Raw genomic sequence first — 16,861 nt, 5'->3', positions numbered from 1 at the left:
GGCGACCTCCTTGAAAGACCAGCGAACCTCACCCGCCCTAGCGCCTCCCGCCGCCACAACGATCATCGTCCGGCAGCATGATGGCGAGGTTCAAACATTCCGCGCAGTCGGCACGGGTCGCTCGTAGAGCTCAGCCCCGGCTTCATTCGGTCGCAGCAGGTGCTTCTGGACCTTGTGGTTCGCGGTTCTCGGCAGTTCGTTTCGGAACTCGATGAATCGGGGAATCCAGAAGCGCGGCATGGATGCGTCGCAGAACTCCCAGAGCATCTGAGAGCTCAGGTCGCTTCCTGGGCGGCGCACGACAACGATCTTCACCTCGTCCTCCGAGACGTCTGATTTGACCGCCACGGCCGCGCATTCGAAGACCTCAGGGTGCCGCAGCACCGCGTTCTCAACCTCGTACGAGGAAATGTTTTCGCCTCGACGGCGAATCGCGTCTTTCTTTCGGTCGGCGAAAAAGATGTTGCCGTCAGCATCCATCCTGGCGAAATCACCAGAGTGAAACCATTGGTTGCGATAGGCGATGACCGTCGCTGCAGGCATTCCGTAGTATTCACTGAACATCGCAAACGGCTGCCTCGGGCGGATCAGGATCTCGCCGACCTCCCCTGTCGGCACCGCATCGTCGTCATCATTGGCGATCATCACCTCGAACGACTCTGCGTTCGGTTTGCCGCTGGATCCTACTGCCGGCTCCTCGCCAGCCGGCGTCATTGTGACGATGCCGGTTTCGGTCGATCCGTAGACCTCCACAGGCTTGCAGTTGAAACGCCGCTCGAAAGCTGCATCCCGACGGCCCGTGTAGAAAACCCGTGCTGGTTGATTGCCGTCGTCTGGGCGTTCGGGCTGCTTCAGGAGGATCGGGACCATCGCGAACACGCCATGTGCCACATCGGCGTTGTAGCCCCGTACATCGTCCCAATAGGAGGAAGCGGAGAAGCGATCAGCCAGCGCAATACGGCCCCCGCTCAGCATGGCAGGCACCACGCCTAGCCACGCGGCGATCGCATGGAACAGGGGCAAGGGCGAGTAGATGGCTCCTCCCTCGGGGAAGCCGACCGCGCGGATCCAGTCACGGGCGAAGGTCACGACATGGCAATGGCTCGCCAGTACGCCTTTTGAGGGTCCCGTTGTGCCTGAAGTGAACGCGATGGCGATCGGATCGACATAGGAAATCGGTGTCTCAGGAGCTCGATCTTCCGTCGAGACCAAGTGGGCGTAGGTGTGCACGGCAGCCCGTCCCCCGAGCATTGAAGGCACCGGGCCATCACCCCTGACAATCACCTTCACAAGCTTGGGTACCTCGCTCATCACCTCTTCCACCCGATTGAGGTATCGAGCATCGATCAGGATGTGGGTGACGTCTGCCGTCTTCAGCTGATGAGCGAGGATCGATCCGCGGTACTCTGTGTTGATCGGGACATACAGGACGCCGATCTTGGCGGCGCCAAGCCAGGCAACGACGAACTCCTCGCAGTTCGGCGTCATGATGGCAAGCTTGCCCCCCTTTCTCAATCCCACCGCGGAAAGCCCGTTCGCGAATCCGCCCGAGAGCAAGTCAAACTCTGTGTAAGTGATGTTTCGCTCACCGAACTGCAAGAAGGTGCGCTCTCCGTAGCGCTTGACCGCAGACTTCAAGATGTCTGTGAGTACCCGATTCTTCGGTGGTAGGCTGAGCATGGTGATCGAGGTTTGAAGACCTGAGAAGGAGGAGAGCCTGAGTGTCTTCACTCCGCCTACCAAACATACGTGTGCCTTGCGGAGTATCGATCTCAATGCGAGCAATACCGTAGGTGCTGGCTGAGAAGTCAGTCAGCAAGGTCCGGGTTTGCAACGTGTCTCGCGCTCCCTTTGCAAAGCAAACGAGCTGATCTATACTACCAACAAACAATCGTTTGGTCGATTGTTGTCGGGTAAGTGATAACCCTTGAGGTTGTCACAAACTTGGAGCCCCGAACTGCAACGAACGGTCCGGGAATGCTTCACTGGAAACCAATAGTAGGAGTAGGAATGCCAGTCACCCAGCACCCCCTCCGCAGATCCGTACGTGCGGAGCTACCGCATACGGCTCCTGCCTTGGGTCGTGACGATCAGACGCTGGTTCGGGTAAGGGTGGCAGATGGTCGGAACAGGCAGCCAGTGCGCCATCAAGCGATACATGCGTCGCCAAGGCAGGTCGTGGCTCTGGCTGCGGCGGCACAACGTGCGGTGCCACAACCCGACGACCTGGAAGCGGAATGCCCTCAGCCGCGCGCCGTTGCACGGCACGCCGAAGTAGCGCGCATGCCCAGTCACCACCGCCCGCAGGTACTGGCCCTGCTCCGGGATGGGTTGGTGCATGCGCCTTCTGAGTTCGAGCTTGACCACCTGCAGTTTGGCTCGCAGGCGTTTGGCACTGGTGAGTCGCAGGACCATGAAGTGGCCCTTCCTCGTCGTCCCGCAGCAATGCGTGAACCCCAGGAAGTCGAAGGTCTGCGGCTTGCCTTGTCCCTTGCGGCGTCGGTTCTCGCGGGCGAAGCGCCCGAACTCGATCAGCCGCGTCTTCTCGGGGTGCAGCTTCAGCCCGAACTGGCCCAGCCGCTCGGCCACCGCGCGCTGGAAGCGCTCGGCATCGTCGCGGAACTGGAACCCGGCAACCCAATCGTCGGCGTAGCGCACGACGATCACGTCGCCTCGGGCATGGCGCCCCCTCCACTGCTTGACCCACAGGTCGAACGCATAGTGCAGGTAGATGTTGGCCAGCAGCGGGCTGATGCTCCCACCCTGAACCGTACCCAACTCACTTTGCGTCAGCCTGCCGTCTTCCAGCACGCCCGCGTGCAGCCATTTCTTGATCAGCCGCACCACGCGCGCGTCAGCCACGCGGTGTTCGATGAACTTCACCAGCCAGTCCCTTTCGATCGTGTCGAAGAACTTGGCTATGTCCGCATCGAGTATCCAGTTCACTCGTCTGCTGCTCACACCTACCGCCACGGCATCCAGCGCGTTGTGCGCGCTCTTGCCGGGCCTGAAGCCGTAGCTGAACCCGAGGAAGTCCTGCTCGTAGATGGCGTTCAACACTTCGACCGTGGCGCGCTGCACGAGCTTGTCCTCCAGCGCCGGCACGCCCAGCGGGCGCTTGCTGCCGTCGGCCTTGTCGATGTACACCCTCTTGACAGGCTGGGGCCGGTAGCCCCCTCGGGCCAGCCGCTCGGACAGTTCCAGGAGGTTGCCCTCCAGGTCCTGCCCGTACGTCTGCCAGGTCTGGCCGTCCACCCCGGCGGCCGCATCGCGCTTGAGCGCAAGGTAGGCCGCCCGCAGGCGCTCGACCGCGTAGATGTGATGCAGCAGTCCAGTGAACCTCGCACCACGACGGCCCTTTGCCGTCTGTCGTATGCCATCGAGCGCGGTTCCCATGTCATAGACCCGCACCGATCTGCGGGACATGCGCGCCGCGATGGCATTGCCCTTGGCCTGCCGCCTTCCCTCCACCGCCTCCGCCGCCGCAGGGGCTTCCCCCGCGGCCTTGTTCGGCAGCTTCTTCGGTACTACGCAGCAGTCCGACTTCCCGCGCCCGTGGCTCATCGTCGTACGCCCTTGGGCTTCACGATGCGCTCTGCAGCCAGCGCTTCCCAGCGCTGCGCAGAAGGACGCGGGATCTCCCGGTTCCCGTGCGAGGTGTTTCCGCGCGTGCGCGGGGTCTCTGACCGCGCGGGGTCCGATGCCGCCTCGCCAAAGCGGCAGCATCGGTGTGGCCTTCGGCTTTCTCCGACAACCTCGGCACCCCGGACCACCCGCAGCTCTCGCCGCGGGGCATGTATTACGCGGCTCGATACCCGGCCCGCGCGTACCCCTGTCAACGCTTCGCCCACACCCTCACGAATGTGTACGCATGACTCGGGGCCGCCGTAGCTGGCTAAGCCTTCAACGTATGACTCTTTCATTCACAACACCTCGCCGGTTTTGACCGGCGCACCGGAGACAGCGATGCCAATGACTTTGCTTCACAAATCGACTGGGAGCGAGCTGTTCACCGCGCCCACTCAAGATCGCCAACCAGTTGGTCGGGAGTCTGACTGGGTCCTGGCGTTTCGTCATCGATGGAGTTCCCTCACAGGGCTTTCGGCCAGGATCACTTCCTTGGAGGACTGGTCGTCAAATCTATTCCCTTTTTATGGGACGCGCGACCCTTTGATGGTTGCTGACGAGTTGCACGCTGCGAACCTGAGTCCACCGCCACCTGATCGGGAAAGAATTCGAGGCGCGGCAGAAGACCCGGACACGGCCCCAACAGTCGACACGGCAATCCCTCGTGATCCTCGTGCAGCATTCACTCTTCTCGCAACGGGCGCGGGGCTGATAGAACCTGGTGACAAGCTCGATCAAAATGTAGTTGACTTCGCGACCTCTGTTGTCGTCCTCTGCACCGTGATGGTTGATCGCTGCGGGTACTCGGGGCAGAGAATCAGAGAGACTTTGCTAAGGTAGTTCCGCTTGCTCTAACGTGGCGTGAGGCGAAGTCAACGTCGCATCTGATCCCAGGATTCTTGGGACACGCTCAGGAGTGATGCCATTGCATAAGCAACCGACCGGGTCACGCAGCACCTGACCAGGCAGCCTGAGACCGCCGCGTCCGATAGCCCTCTGAGGACAGGGCAGCGCGAGCCCGTGCTGCGCTCGCCGTTCCGGGGACGACGACCGGAGAGCAAAAGCGCGACAGCCGGCGCAATCCCGCGAGCGCACCTTTCGCAGCGGCGATGCACGATGACTCCCATGCACGCATGAGCTCCTCCATCACTGACATGACCGCACTTTCAACGAAAGGAATCTCAGGATGACACTCCACATCGCCGCCTTCTTCAAGGCAAAGCCAGGCCAGAGGGAATCGCTCGGCGAACAACTCCTCGCCCTCGTCTCACCAACAAAGAGCGAGCCGGGCTCGATTCGCTACGACATTCTGCAATCCAATGACGACCCCGACACCTGGTTCGTGCGCGAAGAGTGGCGGTCGCGAAACGACTTCGACCTGCACATGGCCACGCCCTACGTCGCGCGTCTTCTCGCGCTGGTGCCGCAGCTCTGCCTCGGCGAGGTCCAGATCGCCGGCTATGCACTGCGTTCGCCGTCGCACGCCACAGCATGCGATTCGGCGGAGCCTGGCAGCGCCCAGCAGCGCCATGCCCAAGGTCTGGAAATCCTTCGCCGGATCGGCGGTCCTGACTTCGACGGTCCGGTCCGCCGTCTCGGCCGCGTCTCGGAAGACATGGCGCGCTTGACCGTCGATTTCCCCTATGGCGACGTACTTTCGCGACCAGGGCTCGACCTTCGCATTCGGCAGATCTGCAACGTCGCCTCCCTGATCGCCCACGGATCCGTTCAGCCCCAGCTTCGGTTTCACATGGAGGGCCTGCTCAACGCGGGCGGAAGCGTTCAGGACCTCGTGGAGATCATATTCATCGCCACGGCCGTGCTCGGCTTTCCCGCGACGATAGACAGCATCGGCATCGTTCGCCAACTTGCGAAGGATCGATCGATCGGGACCTTGCCCGCGCCGGCGCAGCGGGCAGCGCACGACGGCAGATACAACCAGGGACTGCGGGCCTTCACCCGAGTCATGCCGGTCGAAGCCTCGACGTATCTGGCGCCTTTCGAGGCCGTCAGCCCTGAACTCGCCAAGTGGGCCATCGAGTTCGGCTTCGGCGATATCCTGGCTCGTGAGCATCTCGAAGCCTGGCTCCGGCACATGGTCGTTGCAGTGATGCTGGCGACGCTGGGCAACCGCGAGGATGTGTTGAGCCTGCACCTTCGCGCGGCGATGATCGCCGGTGCCACCCGGGGTCAGATCATCGAAGCGCTGATGCAGATCAGCGTTTATGCCGGTTTTCCCGCGGCGCTCAACGCCTTCGGCGTCGCCTCGACGGCCTTCGAACTCGCGGAGCAGGCCACCCCCGCCGCACCGGCGGTTGTGGCGAAGACGTCGGTCTCCGAGAGCGACGCGCTACGGAGAGAGCGCGGATTGGCCGCGCTGGCCGCGACGTCTGCAGGCTCGGGCGAGGCAGTCGTCCGCAGCTTCGACGACGTGGCGCCCGAGATCGGTCAGATGATTGTCGATCACTCCTATGGCGACGTCTTCCACCGGGAAGGCCTCGACCGCAAGACGCGCGAGCTCACGGCATGTGCCGCACTGGCCGGCTGTGGAAGCAAGGCGTGCGAGACCCCCTTGCGTGTGCATATCAATGCGGCGCTCAATGTGGGTGCGACGCGGGAGGAAGTGGTAGAGACGCTTCTGAACATGGTCTGCTACTTCGGCTTCCCTGTGGTGCAAGGTGCCATGCGTATCGCCGGCGAAGAGTTCAAGAAGCGCGGTCTCACAGCATCGGCGAGCAGATCATGAGGACGGCCGTGGAAGACGGATCTGACCTGACGCGCACCAAGATGCTCCTGTTCGCCTTTGCCGCGGGGGCGATGATCGCGAACATCTACTACATCCAGCCCCTGCTGCCCGTCATTGCAGCCGAGTTCGGCCAGGATCCCTCGCGCATCGGCTACCTGGTCACATGCACGCAGCTCGGCTACGCGTTCGGCGTGCTGTTGATCGTTCCACTCGGCGACAAGGTGGATCCGAGAAGACTCCTGACCGGGCTTCTGGCCTTCAACGCGGCAGCTTCGTTCCTCGCCGCGCTGAGCCAGGACTTCGCGAGCTTCGCGGCAGCCAGCATGTTGATCGGCCTTTCATCGGCCGCGACCATGGTGCTGGTCCCCTATGTCGCGTCTTTGGCCCCTGCTGACACGAGGGGCGAAAAGGTCGGCCAGATGATGACCGGGGCCCTGCTGGGGATCCTGCTCGCGTGGACCATCGCGGGGCTGGTGGCAGAACTGGCCGGATGGCGCGTGATGTACTGGATGGCCTCGGCCGTGGGGACGTTGCTGCTTGTCGCCATTCGCCATGCCGTCTCCGCCGGGTCCACCCCGTCCTCCGCCGGCCGCTACCGCGTTCTGATCGCATCCTTGCTCGAAATTGCCAGGCGCCACGAGGAACTGCGCTGGCGCAGCTTCTTCAGCGCCCTCGGGATGGCGAGCTTCAGCGCGATGTGGACGGCGCTCCCGATGCTGCTAAGCAGTTCTCCGTATCACATGTCCAGCGCGACCATCGGGTTCTTCGGACTCACGGGAACGGCGGGTGCGCTCGCCAGCACCTGGATCGGCCGGTTGGGAGATCGCGGACTCGCCCAGCGGATGACTGTGGTCCTGAGCCTCGTGGTCTTCGCCGCATGGCTCGTCGCTGGCCGCGAGGAACACGGCCTGCCGGCGGTGATCCTGGCCAGCGTCCTTCTACTCAGCAGTCGGAAATATAGGCGACAGATGGCGCTTCGAAGAATGATCGAACAAGCCGGCGATTCTTCTGCATGCTGCGCAGTTGCTGGTCGATGCGGATTTCGAGTTTCTCGCCAGCTCGCAATGGGTTGCGAGCCACGCCGGTACGTTTGACGTGACTCCAGACCAGTTCGTCCGGGTTCAGGTCCGGTGCGTAGCCCGGCAGAATGTGCATGCTCAGCTTGCCCTGAGTGGATTCGATGTACTCGCGCACGTTGGCTTTCTTGTGGGCCGGCAATCCGTCGACCACCAAGTGCACCGGCTTGCTTCGACCCTTCATCATCTTCTTGAGCAATTCGATGAACAGTTCGGCATTGAGCGCACCCTGGTAAGTCGCAAACCAGAATCCACCCCTGGCGTTGACGGCCGATGCCGCGGAGATCGACTGGCGTTGGCCGGGCCGCTCGATGACCGGGGTCTTGCCCATGGGCGCCCAGGTCTTGCCGTGCACGGTGTCGGCACGAAAGCCCGATTCGTCCCAGATGTAGACGTCGGCACCACTTTGCCTCGCAGCCGTGGCGATGCCGGGGTAGATTTCACGCTGCCAGCGCTCGATGGCTTGTGGATCGCGTTGATAGGCGCGTTGCAGCGGCTTTTGCGGGGTCAGTCCGAGCTTGGCCAGCAACGCACCGACTGCGGTCACCCCCATATTCACGCCAAACTTCTGCTCGATCAGCGCCACGACAATGGCGCGTGTCCACAGCCCGAAGTCCAGTCCGTACTGTCGCGGGTCGCGCCCATTGATCCAACGAAATATTTGGCGCTCTTGCGCGGCACTCAGCGTCCGGGGTCGCCCGGTGCCGCGCGTGCCGCGCAATGCCTTGAGTCCCTTGCCTCGACCCGACGAGGCCTTCAGCCATTTGTAGATGGTGGTGCGGCTGAAACCGTAGGCGGCAATCACTGCAGAGGGCTTCTCCCCGTCGCGAACTCGCTCCACCGCCATCAGGCGAATCTCTTCAAGCGTCTTGTGATCCAGCGTGCGGCCATCTCGCTTCATGCACTATTGGATCATCAAACCGATCGCCGCGGTGAATTTTGTAGCCTAAATTATCGACTACTGAGTAAATGTCGGGGTCATGGGCTTGCAGGTGACTCATCAGTCCGTGATCTACGGCCTGGACCCAAATGCGCGCTCGCGGATCACTGCGGTGTTCATCACCTCCGGCTTTCTCGGCGCATCCCTTGGCTCAGCCACGGCCAGCGCCGCCTACAAGATCGCGGGATGGAAAGGCGTGTGCCTCGTCGGCGGTGCCCTTCCTTTGCTGCTTCTGCTGAGCTGGGCATACCGCCGACTTCGTGCATCCGCTCAACTGCCGATCTGACCAGGCGCGAAGATCGCGCAGCATGCGCCGCCTGCGGACCGGCCCGGTCGGTAGATGGCGGCCGAGCCCGACGCGCGCAGCCGTTGCACGTCCCGCGACGGCGGCAGCCCAAAAAGCCTGCTGTACTCGCGACTGAATTGAGAGGGACTCTCGTAGCCGACGCGGTAGTCGGCATCGGCCACGTCCGTTGTTTCCCCTGCGAGCAGGCGACGTGCCTCCTGCAGGCGCAGGAACTCATGGTACTACAGCGGACTCATCAAGGTCAGGTTCCGGAGATGGAAAGGCAGGGACGAAGTGCTCATGTGGGCGTCGCGCGCCTCATCCTCGACGCCCAACGGCTCCGCGATGAGCGCCTTGAACAAGGTCATGCCCGATCCGGAGGTCATCGCCCGCCTGCTGGAGCTCACCATCTTCCCGGCCTACGCACCCGGCCCGCACTATGCGGAGATCATTCGCCGCAAACAGGCGGCCTGGTCGCAGGTGGCGAAGGCCACGGGCATGAAGCCCCAGTAGCGCTGAGCGAGATCGCCCAGCGCCGTTTGTCCAAAGTTCATACGTATCGAGCCCGGTGTCGTACGCCATGACGTTCAGTACGCACGCTCCACGAGGAGGATGAGTGCGCCGAGCAGCGCCAAATTCTTCAGGAATGACGCGCATTCCTCGCTGAGCTGGCTGCCGATTCCAAGAGTCGTGGAAGAGAACTGCTGTCCAGATCGGTGGGAAGCGCGATTGATCACCCGCGGCGAAGTGTGCGCCAGAGATCATCGTGCGCACCTCGCTCCCCAGTCAGCGGCTGGCTCGTCGGAGGAACTCAACGAGTTGGGACGGCACGCACGAGCTTTACTTGAGACTGATGGTCGTGTTCACGCCCTGCGAAACTGTGCTGTCGTCGAACCAGCGCGCCGTCACGGTCTTGGTCTGGGTGTAGAACATGATGACCTGCTTGCCATAGGGGCCGAGGTCGCCGAGCTTCGATGCGCGCGAACCGGTGAAGGAGAACATCGGCACCGGCACCGGGATCGGCACGTTGATGCCGACCTGACCAACGTCGATATCCTCCTGGAAGCGGCGCGCCGCGGCACCTGACTGCGTGAAGATCGTCGTACCGTTGCCGTTCGGGTTGGCGTTGATGAGCGCGATCGCCTCGTCGATGGTCGCGGCATTGGCCAGGCACAGCACCGGCCCGAAGATCTCCTGATCGTAGATGGTCATCCCGGGCTTGACATCGGCGAACACCGTCGGGCCGACGAAGTTGCCTTTCTCGTAGCCGGGAACGCTTGGCTTGCGGCCGTCCAGCGCCAACGCGGCGCCGTCGGCCACGCCGCGCTCGATCAGTCCGTTGACACGCTCGTAGGCTGCGCACGAGACCAACGGGCCGACGTCCACGCCCTTCCCATGCCCCGCGCCGATCTTCAGCGTCTTGGCCTTCTCGACCAGGTCAGGCACCCACTTCTGCGCATCGCCGACAAGCACCGCGACCGACACGGCCATGCAGCGCTGCCCCGCCGCGCCGAAGCTCGCGCCGGCCAATGCATTGAGCGTCTGCTCCTTGTTGGCGTCGGGCATCACGATGGCGTGGTTCTTCGCACCCATCATGCATTGCGCTCGCTTGCCCGCCAGCGTGGCGCGGTTGTAGACGTGGGTGCCGACCTTGGTCGAACCCACGAAGGAGATCGCCCTGATGTCCTTGTGGTCGCAGATCGCGTTGACCACCGCTTCGCCGCCGTGCACGACGTTGAGCACTCCGGGGGGGATGCCGGCTTCGAGCGCGAGCTCGCACAAGCGCATGGTCACCATCGGGTCCTGCTCGGAGGGCTTCAGCACAAAAGTGTTGCCGGTGACGATGGCCATCGGGAACATCCACAGCGGGATCATGGCCGGGAAGTTGAAGGGCGTGATGCCCGCGCACACGCCCAGCGGCTGCAGCAGCGTGTAGGTGTCCACGCCGTTGGCCACGTTGTTGGCCAGCTCCCCGAGCTGCAGGTTGCCGATGGCCGCTGCATGCTCGACCACTTCGAGGCCGCGGAACACATCGCCTTCTGCATCGGGCAAAGTCTTGCCCTGCTCGGCCGTGAGGATGGCGGCCAGCTCGCCCATGTGCTCGCGGATCAGCTGCTGGTACTTGAGGAAGATGCGCGCTCGCGCGCCGATCGGCGTCTTGCGCCAGGTCTTGAAGGCGCCCTGGGCCGAGGCCACGGCGGCATCGACCTCGGCCTGCGTGGCGAAGGGCACCTTGGCGAGCACTTCCTGCGTCGCCGGATTGACGACGTCGCGCCATTCGGTCGTCTTCGATTCAACGAGTTTGCCGCCGATGAGCAGCTTGACGGTGACGACCTGAGTCGCGGGGGTAAGGGTGGCATCCATGAAAATATCCTGTGAATCTGTGTTGAGGGGCGATGCGTTGGAGAAAGATATGAAGCCGGTGCTCAAGGCACCTGGTGGGAGGGGTGACCTCATCGAAACAACCACCTCGCCATCAGGCGCGTGTAACGCGGCATGACGACGTAGACCATCAGGGCCACCACGATGGAAGCGACGATGAAGTTGCTGAGCACTGGCCATCCCAGCGGGGGCAGCCAACGCACGATCGGCGCCAGCGCCCATGGAACGATCACCGTCAATGGAAAGATCGCAGAGAGCGTGATCAGGAACTGCTTGAAAGGCTTCGCATGAACGGGCTTGCCCGAAGGCGGTGTGAACCAATACTCCAGCCCGCTCTGGATCTCAAGCTCTTCCGCGCTGAGAAATAAGGGATCTGCCCGAGCCAAGAGCTCTTTTCTGGCATCGGATTCAATCCAGCCCATGAGATGGTCGTGGGAATCGAAGCGCAAGACGATCACGTAGGCGTGCGTGGTTCCGTGCGGACGAATGATGTTCACGCCAAGGTGGCCCCGGAAGCGCTGGCAAGCCTGCGCGATCTTCTTCAGCCAGGCCTCATAGGCCGCCCGCGAGGCTGGCTTTACCTCGTGCTGGATGACCAGGGTCACGAAATCAGTCGGATCGTGCATGGAATTCGTTCCGATCAAATCAATGAGCAAGCTTCATCAAAACTCAGCCGCGGGCTTCGCTCGAAGAGGCGCTCGCCACTTCCGTAACCCAGGTTGCAGAGGAAGTTCGACCGGATGGCCGTTCCTGCAAAGAACTCGGCATCGACGACAGCGTTGTCGAATCCTGACATCGGGCCGCAGTCAAGCCCCAGGGCGCGAGCGGCGACGATCAGATAGGCACCCTGCATGCTTCCGTTGCGGAAGGCGGTGGTTTCCGCAAAATGTCGCTTGTCCTCGCCAACGAACATCTCGCGCATGGCGGGGTTGTGCGGAAACAGCCTGGGGAGCTTCTCGTCGAAACGAAGGTCGTATCCAACGATCACCGTCACGGGAGCACTCAGTGTCTTTTCGACGTTTCCGGCCGACAGCGCAGGCAACAGTCGCTCACGCGATGCGCGTGTGCGAAGGAATATCAGCCGCCCCGGCGAGCTGTTGACGCTCGTCGGCCCCCACTTCATCAAATCGTACAAGGCACGCAGCTGGCTTTCGCTCACAGGCATGTCTCGCCACGCGTTGTGACTTCGGGCAGCACGAAAAATCAGATCAAAGCCGTCGCTGTCGAGCATCATCGTACCTGCATGAAAAGTGGAGAAAGCGGTGCCATGGGGGCCGGCTGCAGCAGCTTTCTCTCACTGCGCACACACAGCGGCGCGATTGCGTGAATGAATTCCTTCCAACGCGGGTCGCTCGTCAACGCGGCGTTATCCGCCTGGCGTGCCTCGAAGCTCGCATGAACGCGGTAGTGCCTGACCTCATGCTGCTGGCCAACCACACCCACGAAGCTGCCGAGTTGCGATGCGGCGTCGGCTTGCATTGCGCTCACGCCGGCATTGGCCCACGCCGCCCAGTAAGCGGGCAAGGTGCCGGGCATCAGGAGATGCGTGCTCTCCTCCACGAGAACCAGGCTCGCGTGCTCGCCCTCGAACAGCGGACCGTTCAGTGGCAGCCAATCGCGCTCGCTGTTCCAGATCGGACTGAGCGCGTCCAATGGCGCAGGACTCAGGAAGGCGTTCTCCTGAAATGTCATCAGCGCGCGGACCGTCTTGAAGTAGGGCTCCAGGCTCGCGACCGCGTAAAGGCCGTGCAACCGCGTTTGCCAATCGTCAAAGGTGTCGTAGCGATAGAGGTGCACGACCTGATCAGCCGGGCCACTGACAGCCGAGAAGTAGCCGATCAGTCGCTCCAGTATCGGACGCACCGACTCGTATCCGCGGTCTTCCTGTGCACGCCAGAAGGCCCCGAGACCACCGGGCTTCAACGTGTAGCAGCGTCGCTCAATCAGCATCCTTGGCTCCCTCTTTGGGCACGTCGGGCAAGGGCGTCGAGGCCCAGGCAAGCATCTGCCAGGAGTGGTCTCGACGCAGCCACACGCTCAGGAATCTGTTGTCCAGCCGCCGCGGCACTCCATCGACGGTCGCCAAGAGGACCACGTGCCCCTCCAGAATGGCAGCCTCGCCCCGAATCCGCACCGAGACCTCGTCGCGCTGCGTCGCCTGATAGCGAACACGTCCGCCAGACAATGAGGCCATGTACTCCTTCTTGCTTTCGCAGTGCGCCGACGAATGCGTGTAGGTCAACTCCGGCGACAAGAGCAGATCGAGCGCGGCGAGATCACCATTCACCATTGCCTCGTAGCGGGCATCGTCCGCACGCAGCACCTCGTCGGCCAGGACCTCCTCGGAAGCCTTCGGCGCCGATTCATCCTCCTGGTATGTCATGTTCATCTGCCTCGCTTCAATTTGAGCCACCGCTTTAGCCATGGAGGTACGCCTTGACGAGAGTCTTATCGGCGAGCATTGCGGGCCACTCTCCCCGGCGGACCTCATGTATGACCCGTCCCACTGACAACACGTACGCACGCTCAGTCATTTCGGCAGCGATCGCAATGCTTTGCTCGACCAGAAGAATGCTCAGCCCTCGCTCGCGCAGTTGGTTCAGCACAACAAGGATCTCCTTCACGATCTTGGGCGCAAGGCCAGTCGTGAGTTCATCCATGATCAGCAGGTCCGGCTGCAGCAGCAGCGCCCTCGCGATGGCGACCATCTGCTGTTGACCGCCAGAAAGCAGTTCGACCCGGGCATTGCGGCGCTCGCCCACCAACGGAAACAGCGCGCAAACCTCGTCGAGAGTGAATCGAGCCTTGTCGTGTCGAGCCCGGCGGCCGGCACTCTGCGCGAGGCGCAGGTTGTCCATCACCGAAAGCTCGGTAAACAGGTTGCGGTTCTCCAGCACCACCGCGATGCCATGCTCGAGCCGCCGATGACCTGGAACGCCAGTGATGTCCTGGCCATCCTTGAGTACGCGCCCATCGATCGCTTTCATCAGACCCGAGATCGATCGGACGAGCGCCGTCTTACCCGCCCCATTGGCGCCCACGACGGCCACGGCCTCCCCGGCTGCGATCTCCAGATCCACGCCGTGAAGCACGGGGATGCCGCCGTAACCTGCTTTCAAACCCTTCACTTGCAGCATGGCTCTCAGACTCCCAGGTAGGCTTCGCAGACTCGCGGATCACCTTGCACGGACGCCATCGTCCCGCTAGAAATGATCTCTCCGAAGTACAGAACATGAACGCGATCGCAACAGGTCATCAACCCCATGTCGTGCGACACCAGGAGGATGGTCAGTCCTTCACGATTGAGCGTGACAATCCACTCGCGCAAGAGTTCGATCTCTTCACTGTTGAGCCCCGAAGATGGCTCGTCCAGGAGCAGCATGCGCGGTGCCCCGATGCAGGCGCGCGCGAGTTCGAGCACTCGCCGCTGCCCTGCAGGAAGGCTGCCGGCTCGCTTGTTCTTCAGTCCTTCGAGCCCGAATCGGACGCATGCAGCCTCGGCAGAAGCGCGCATGGCATCGAACTCCACGCGAGCGGCAGGCGTACGAAAGGTCGCCTGGAGCACACCGGCTTCGGTCGCTTTGTAACGCCCGACCATCAGGTTCTCGAGTACCGTCATTTGCTGGAACACCTGCGGGGTTTGAAAGGTGCGTACCAAGCCGGCGCGGCTTCGCTGCTGCACGGTGTGCGCCGTGATGTCTTGCCCCTCGAAAATCACTCGCCCGCTCCGAGGGCGAAGGAAGCCGGAGACGATGTTGAAGCAGGTAGTCTTTCCGCTTCCGTTGGGCCCGATCAATCCTGTGATCCGACCTGCCGGCGCGACCAGATTGACATCACGAAGCACTTGTAGGCCCCCGAAGCTGTGCGCCACGCCATGCAGTCCGAGCAGAGGAGCAGCGGCATCGGTCGCCTTCGCCTGGTGTTCGGCGCGATCCATTACCTGAGCGTTCATGGACGGCCTCCGGCCACGGGCAGTCGATTCCAGAGACTCGTCAATCCGCCGGGCAGGAGCGTCACCACCAGGACGAGCGACAAGCCAAACAAGACTTGATGGAAGTCGCCAAGCCCACTGAGCAACTCGGGCATGAGCGCAACGAACAGGGCACCGATGACAACCCCACCAACCGAGTGCGCGCCCGCAATCACGGGAACCAGCAAGAAGACGATAGAGCGCTCGACGGTGAAGCTCTGCACGCTGACAAACGAGACATAGTGCGCGAAGAGCGACCCTGCCAGGGATCCAAGCATCGCGCAGATCACAAACATGACTGTCTTGAGGCGGCTCATGTCAACGGCAAGGACTTCAGCAGCCGCTGGAGCGTCGCGCATGGCGCGCATCGCCAGACCCGGGCGGCCCGCGACCAGGTTGCGCGCCAAGACCAGCAGCGACAAGAGCAACGGCCCAATGAAGTAGTAGTAACGTGCCGGGGTGTCGAGCGCAAATCCGAAGGCCGCCAGCTTGGGGATGCCACCGATGCCCAGCGTGCCGCCGGTAAGCCAATCCCACTCGAAGAACAGCACGCTCGCCACGCTGCCGACGGCCAGCGTTGCCAGGGCAAGAAAAAAACCCCCCAGTCTCAGGATCGGCAAGCCGATCGCAGCTGCAATGGCAGCGCTGATTGCGAGGCCGGCGAGAAATCCGGTGAAGGAAGGCCACCCCAGGGTCACGGTGCAGTAGGCCGATGAATAGGCGCCGATCCCATAGAACGCGGCCTGCGCCAGGTTGACGATGCCACACTGGCCGAGCAGAAGGCCGACGCCCAATCCGCCTACCGCGAGAATGGCGGCGAAGTTGAGCATGTCGATATGGTGGCGCGACAGCAGGTGGGGTATGGCGAGCCATGCCACAGCGACGACGATCCCAAGCGCGAGTTGACGTGCCTTCATGGCCTCAGCCCCCCTTTCGCCCGGTTCGGCCAAGCAGGCCATTGGGCATGACGATCATGATGACGATCAAGAGCGAGAGAGCGATCGCGTCCTTGTAGCCCGAAGGGAAGCTCAGCACCGCGAGGGACTCCAGCAAGCCGAGTGCCAGCCCGCCGACGACCGCCCCGAGGGGGTTGCTCAACCCTCCGAGGATGGCCGCCGCAAAGCCCTTGAGCGTGAGTCCAATGCCCATCTGATAGTTGACTGCGATCAGAGGCGTCACAAGCAAGCCGGCGATCGCGCCGAGCGCGCCGCCGAGCACAAAGGTCATTCGCCTCATTCGAGTGACGTTGATGCCTGTTGTGGTTGCGCCGTCGGGGTCCAAGGACGCAGCACTCATCGCCAACCCGACAAGGCTTTTCGTATAGAACAAGCGCAAGCCGATCACGACGGCGGTCGCAAGGGCTGCGAGCCAAACCGCATGTATCGGCAGAAAGGCGCCAAGAAGCTCGACGACTCCCTCGCCTCCGAACCCCGGCAGCAGGTGCGAGTCGCGGCCAGCGAAGAACAGTGCGGCCGCCGACAGCGTGAAAGCCAGCCCGATGGTGAGCAAGAGAAAGCCCTCCTCGCCGGCCCCGCGCTTCGTCATGGGCCCCACGAACAGCCAGTCCACGAGCAGCCCGGTCAGTGCGCCTGAAACGATACCGGCGACCAAAGTCACTGCGTAGGGCAATCCGAGCGCTTGCAGCCCGAACACGGCCACCAGCGCGCCGATGACCGCAAACTCCCCCTGCATCGCGTTGATGATGCGGGTACCTTTGAAAATGACGGCCATGCCCATCCCGACAAGGGCATAGACAAAGCCGTTGACAATCCCCGAGAGGATGGCTTGCATGACGAGACTGCTGTTCATGATGATGGTCCAATAGTTCCTAACG

The 16,861-nt window shown here is 62.6% G+C and carries 15 protein-coding genes and 2 pseudogenes; 4 read left to right on the top strand and 13 right to left on the bottom strand.

The annotated features are described in order from the left end of the window. Positions 1-90 precede the first annotated feature (90 nt). Positions 91-1,638 (bottom strand): AMP-binding protein, encoded by a 1,548-nt coding sequence (locus tag GXN78_RS32670; protein WP_164256075.1) that lies wholly within the window; start codon positions 1,636-1,638, stop codon positions 91-93. A 417-nt stretch (positions 1,639-2,055) separates the two neighbouring features. Then, positions 2,056-3,564 carry a group II intron reverse transcriptase/maturase gene (gene ltrA / locus GXN78_RS32665; RefSeq protein WP_164255457.1) on the bottom strand — a complete coding sequence of 503 codons (1,509 nt, stop codon included), beginning with the start codon at positions 3,562-3,564 and terminating at the stop codon, positions 2,056-2,058. A gap of 1,249 nt (positions 3,565-4,813) precedes the next feature. Here ltrA and GXN78_RS32660 point away from each other — a divergent pair. Continuing rightward, a complete protein-coding gene (locus GXN78_RS32660; RefSeq protein WP_164256072.1) occupies positions 4,814-6,373 on the top strand; it encodes a carboxymuconolactone decarboxylase family protein in 1,560 nt (519 codons plus the stop codon). Then, a pseudogene (locus tag GXN78_RS41615) lies at positions 6,370-7,203 on the top strand (MFS transporter); the annotation flags it as partial. The gene GXN78_RS32660 and the pseudogene GXN78_RS41615, both read left to right, overlap by 4 nt. 112 nt (positions 7,204-7,315) lie before the next feature. Here GXN78_RS41615 and GXN78_RS32650 read toward each other — a convergent pair. Then, on the bottom strand, positions 7,316-8,350 hold the full coding sequence (locus tag GXN78_RS32650) for an IS630 family transposase (RefSeq protein WP_106561527.1): 1,035 nt from the start codon (positions 8,348-8,350) through the stop codon (positions 7,316-7,318). Between the two features lie 106 nt (positions 8,351-8,456). On the opposite strand from GXN78_RS32650, the gene GXN78_RS32645 reads away from it, so the two are divergent. Beyond that, positions 8,457-8,675 carry an MFS transporter gene (locus tag GXN78_RS32645; protein ID WP_146162964.1) on the top strand — a complete coding sequence of 73 codons (219 nt, stop codon included), beginning with the start codon at positions 8,457-8,459 and terminating at the stop codon, positions 8,673-8,675. 74 nt (positions 8,676-8,749) lie between these two features. Here GXN78_RS32645 and GXN78_RS41610 read toward each other — a convergent pair. Beyond that, positions 8,750-9,016: pseudogene (locus tag GXN78_RS41610) on the bottom strand (AraC family transcriptional regulator); the annotation flags it as partial. A gap of 4 nt (positions 9,017-9,020) precedes the next feature. Between GXN78_RS41610 and GXN78_RS32635 the strand changes: the two are divergent. Beyond that, the gene (locus GXN78_RS32635; RefSeq protein WP_164255856.1) at positions 9,021-9,188 is read left to right on the top strand and encodes a hypothetical protein; all 168 of its coding nucleotides are present in this window, start codon (positions 9,021-9,023) and stop codon (positions 9,186-9,188) included. A gap of 327 nt (positions 9,189-9,515) precedes the next feature. Here GXN78_RS32635 and GXN78_RS32630 read toward each other — a convergent pair whose 3' ends face one another. From GXN78_RS32630 to GXN78_RS32590, 9 genes are all read right to left on the bottom strand, one after another. Beyond that, on the bottom strand, positions 9,516-11,039 hold the full coding sequence (locus tag GXN78_RS32630; protein WP_106554402.1) for a CoA-acylating methylmalonate-semialdehyde dehydrogenase: 1,524 nt from the start codon (positions 11,037-11,039) through the stop codon (positions 9,516-9,518). 89 nt (positions 11,040-11,128) lie between these two features. Beyond that, entirely contained in the window at positions 11,129-11,683 is a 555-nt protein-coding gene (locus tag GXN78_RS32625; protein WP_106554403.1) for an antibiotic biosynthesis monooxygenase, read from the bottom strand. A gap of 14 nt (positions 11,684-11,697) precedes the next feature. Next, the gene (locus GXN78_RS32620) at positions 11,698-12,288 is read right to left on the bottom strand and encodes a malonic semialdehyde reductase (RefSeq protein ID WP_106554594.1); all 591 of its coding nucleotides are present in this window, start codon (positions 12,286-12,288) and stop codon (positions 11,698-11,700) included. After that, positions 12,288-13,007: an NIPSNAP family protein gene (locus GXN78_RS32615; protein WP_106554404.1), complete on the bottom strand. Its 720-nt coding sequence runs from the start codon at positions 13,005-13,007 to the stop codon at positions 12,288-12,290. The genes GXN78_RS32620 and GXN78_RS32615 overlap by 1 nt, the downstream gene beginning before the upstream one ends. Next, positions 12,997-13,482 carry a nuclear transport factor 2 family protein gene (locus tag GXN78_RS32610; protein WP_239142981.1) on the bottom strand — a complete coding sequence of 162 codons (486 nt, stop codon included), beginning with the start codon at positions 13,480-13,482 and terminating at the stop codon, positions 12,997-12,999. The genes GXN78_RS32615 and GXN78_RS32610 overlap by 11 nt, the downstream gene beginning before the upstream one ends. Then, the gene (locus GXN78_RS32605) at positions 13,475-14,194 is read right to left on the bottom strand and encodes an ABC transporter ATP-binding protein (protein ID WP_106554405.1); all 720 of its coding nucleotides are present in this window, start codon (positions 14,192-14,194) and stop codon (positions 13,475-13,477) included. The genes GXN78_RS32610 and GXN78_RS32605 overlap by 8 nt, the downstream gene beginning before the upstream one ends. A 5-nt stretch (positions 14,195-14,199) precedes the next feature. Continuing rightward, the gene (locus tag GXN78_RS32600) at positions 14,200-15,009 is read right to left on the bottom strand and encodes an ABC transporter ATP-binding protein (protein ID WP_106554406.1); all 810 of its coding nucleotides are present in this window, start codon (positions 15,007-15,009) and stop codon (positions 14,200-14,202) included. Next, the gene (locus tag GXN78_RS32595; RefSeq protein ID WP_106554596.1) at positions 15,006-15,944 is read right to left on the bottom strand and encodes a branched-chain amino acid ABC transporter permease; all 939 of its coding nucleotides are present in this window, start codon (positions 15,942-15,944) and stop codon (positions 15,006-15,008) included. The genes GXN78_RS32600 and GXN78_RS32595 overlap by 4 nt, the downstream gene beginning before the upstream one ends. Before the next feature lie 4 nt (positions 15,945-15,948). Beyond that, on the bottom strand, positions 15,949-16,836 hold the full coding sequence (locus GXN78_RS32590) for a branched-chain amino acid ABC transporter permease (RefSeq protein ID WP_106554407.1): 888 nt from the start codon (positions 16,834-16,836) through the stop codon (positions 15,949-15,951). Positions 16,837-16,861 lie beyond the last annotated feature (25 nt).

Origin of the sequence: Variovorax sp. WS11 (genome assembly GCF_010499245.1) — a bacterium.
Classification (GTDB): domain Bacteria; phylum Pseudomonadota; class Gammaproteobacteria; order Burkholderiales; family Burkholderiaceae_C; genus Variovorax.
This window is presented reverse-complemented; position numbering and strand designations above follow the sequence as displayed.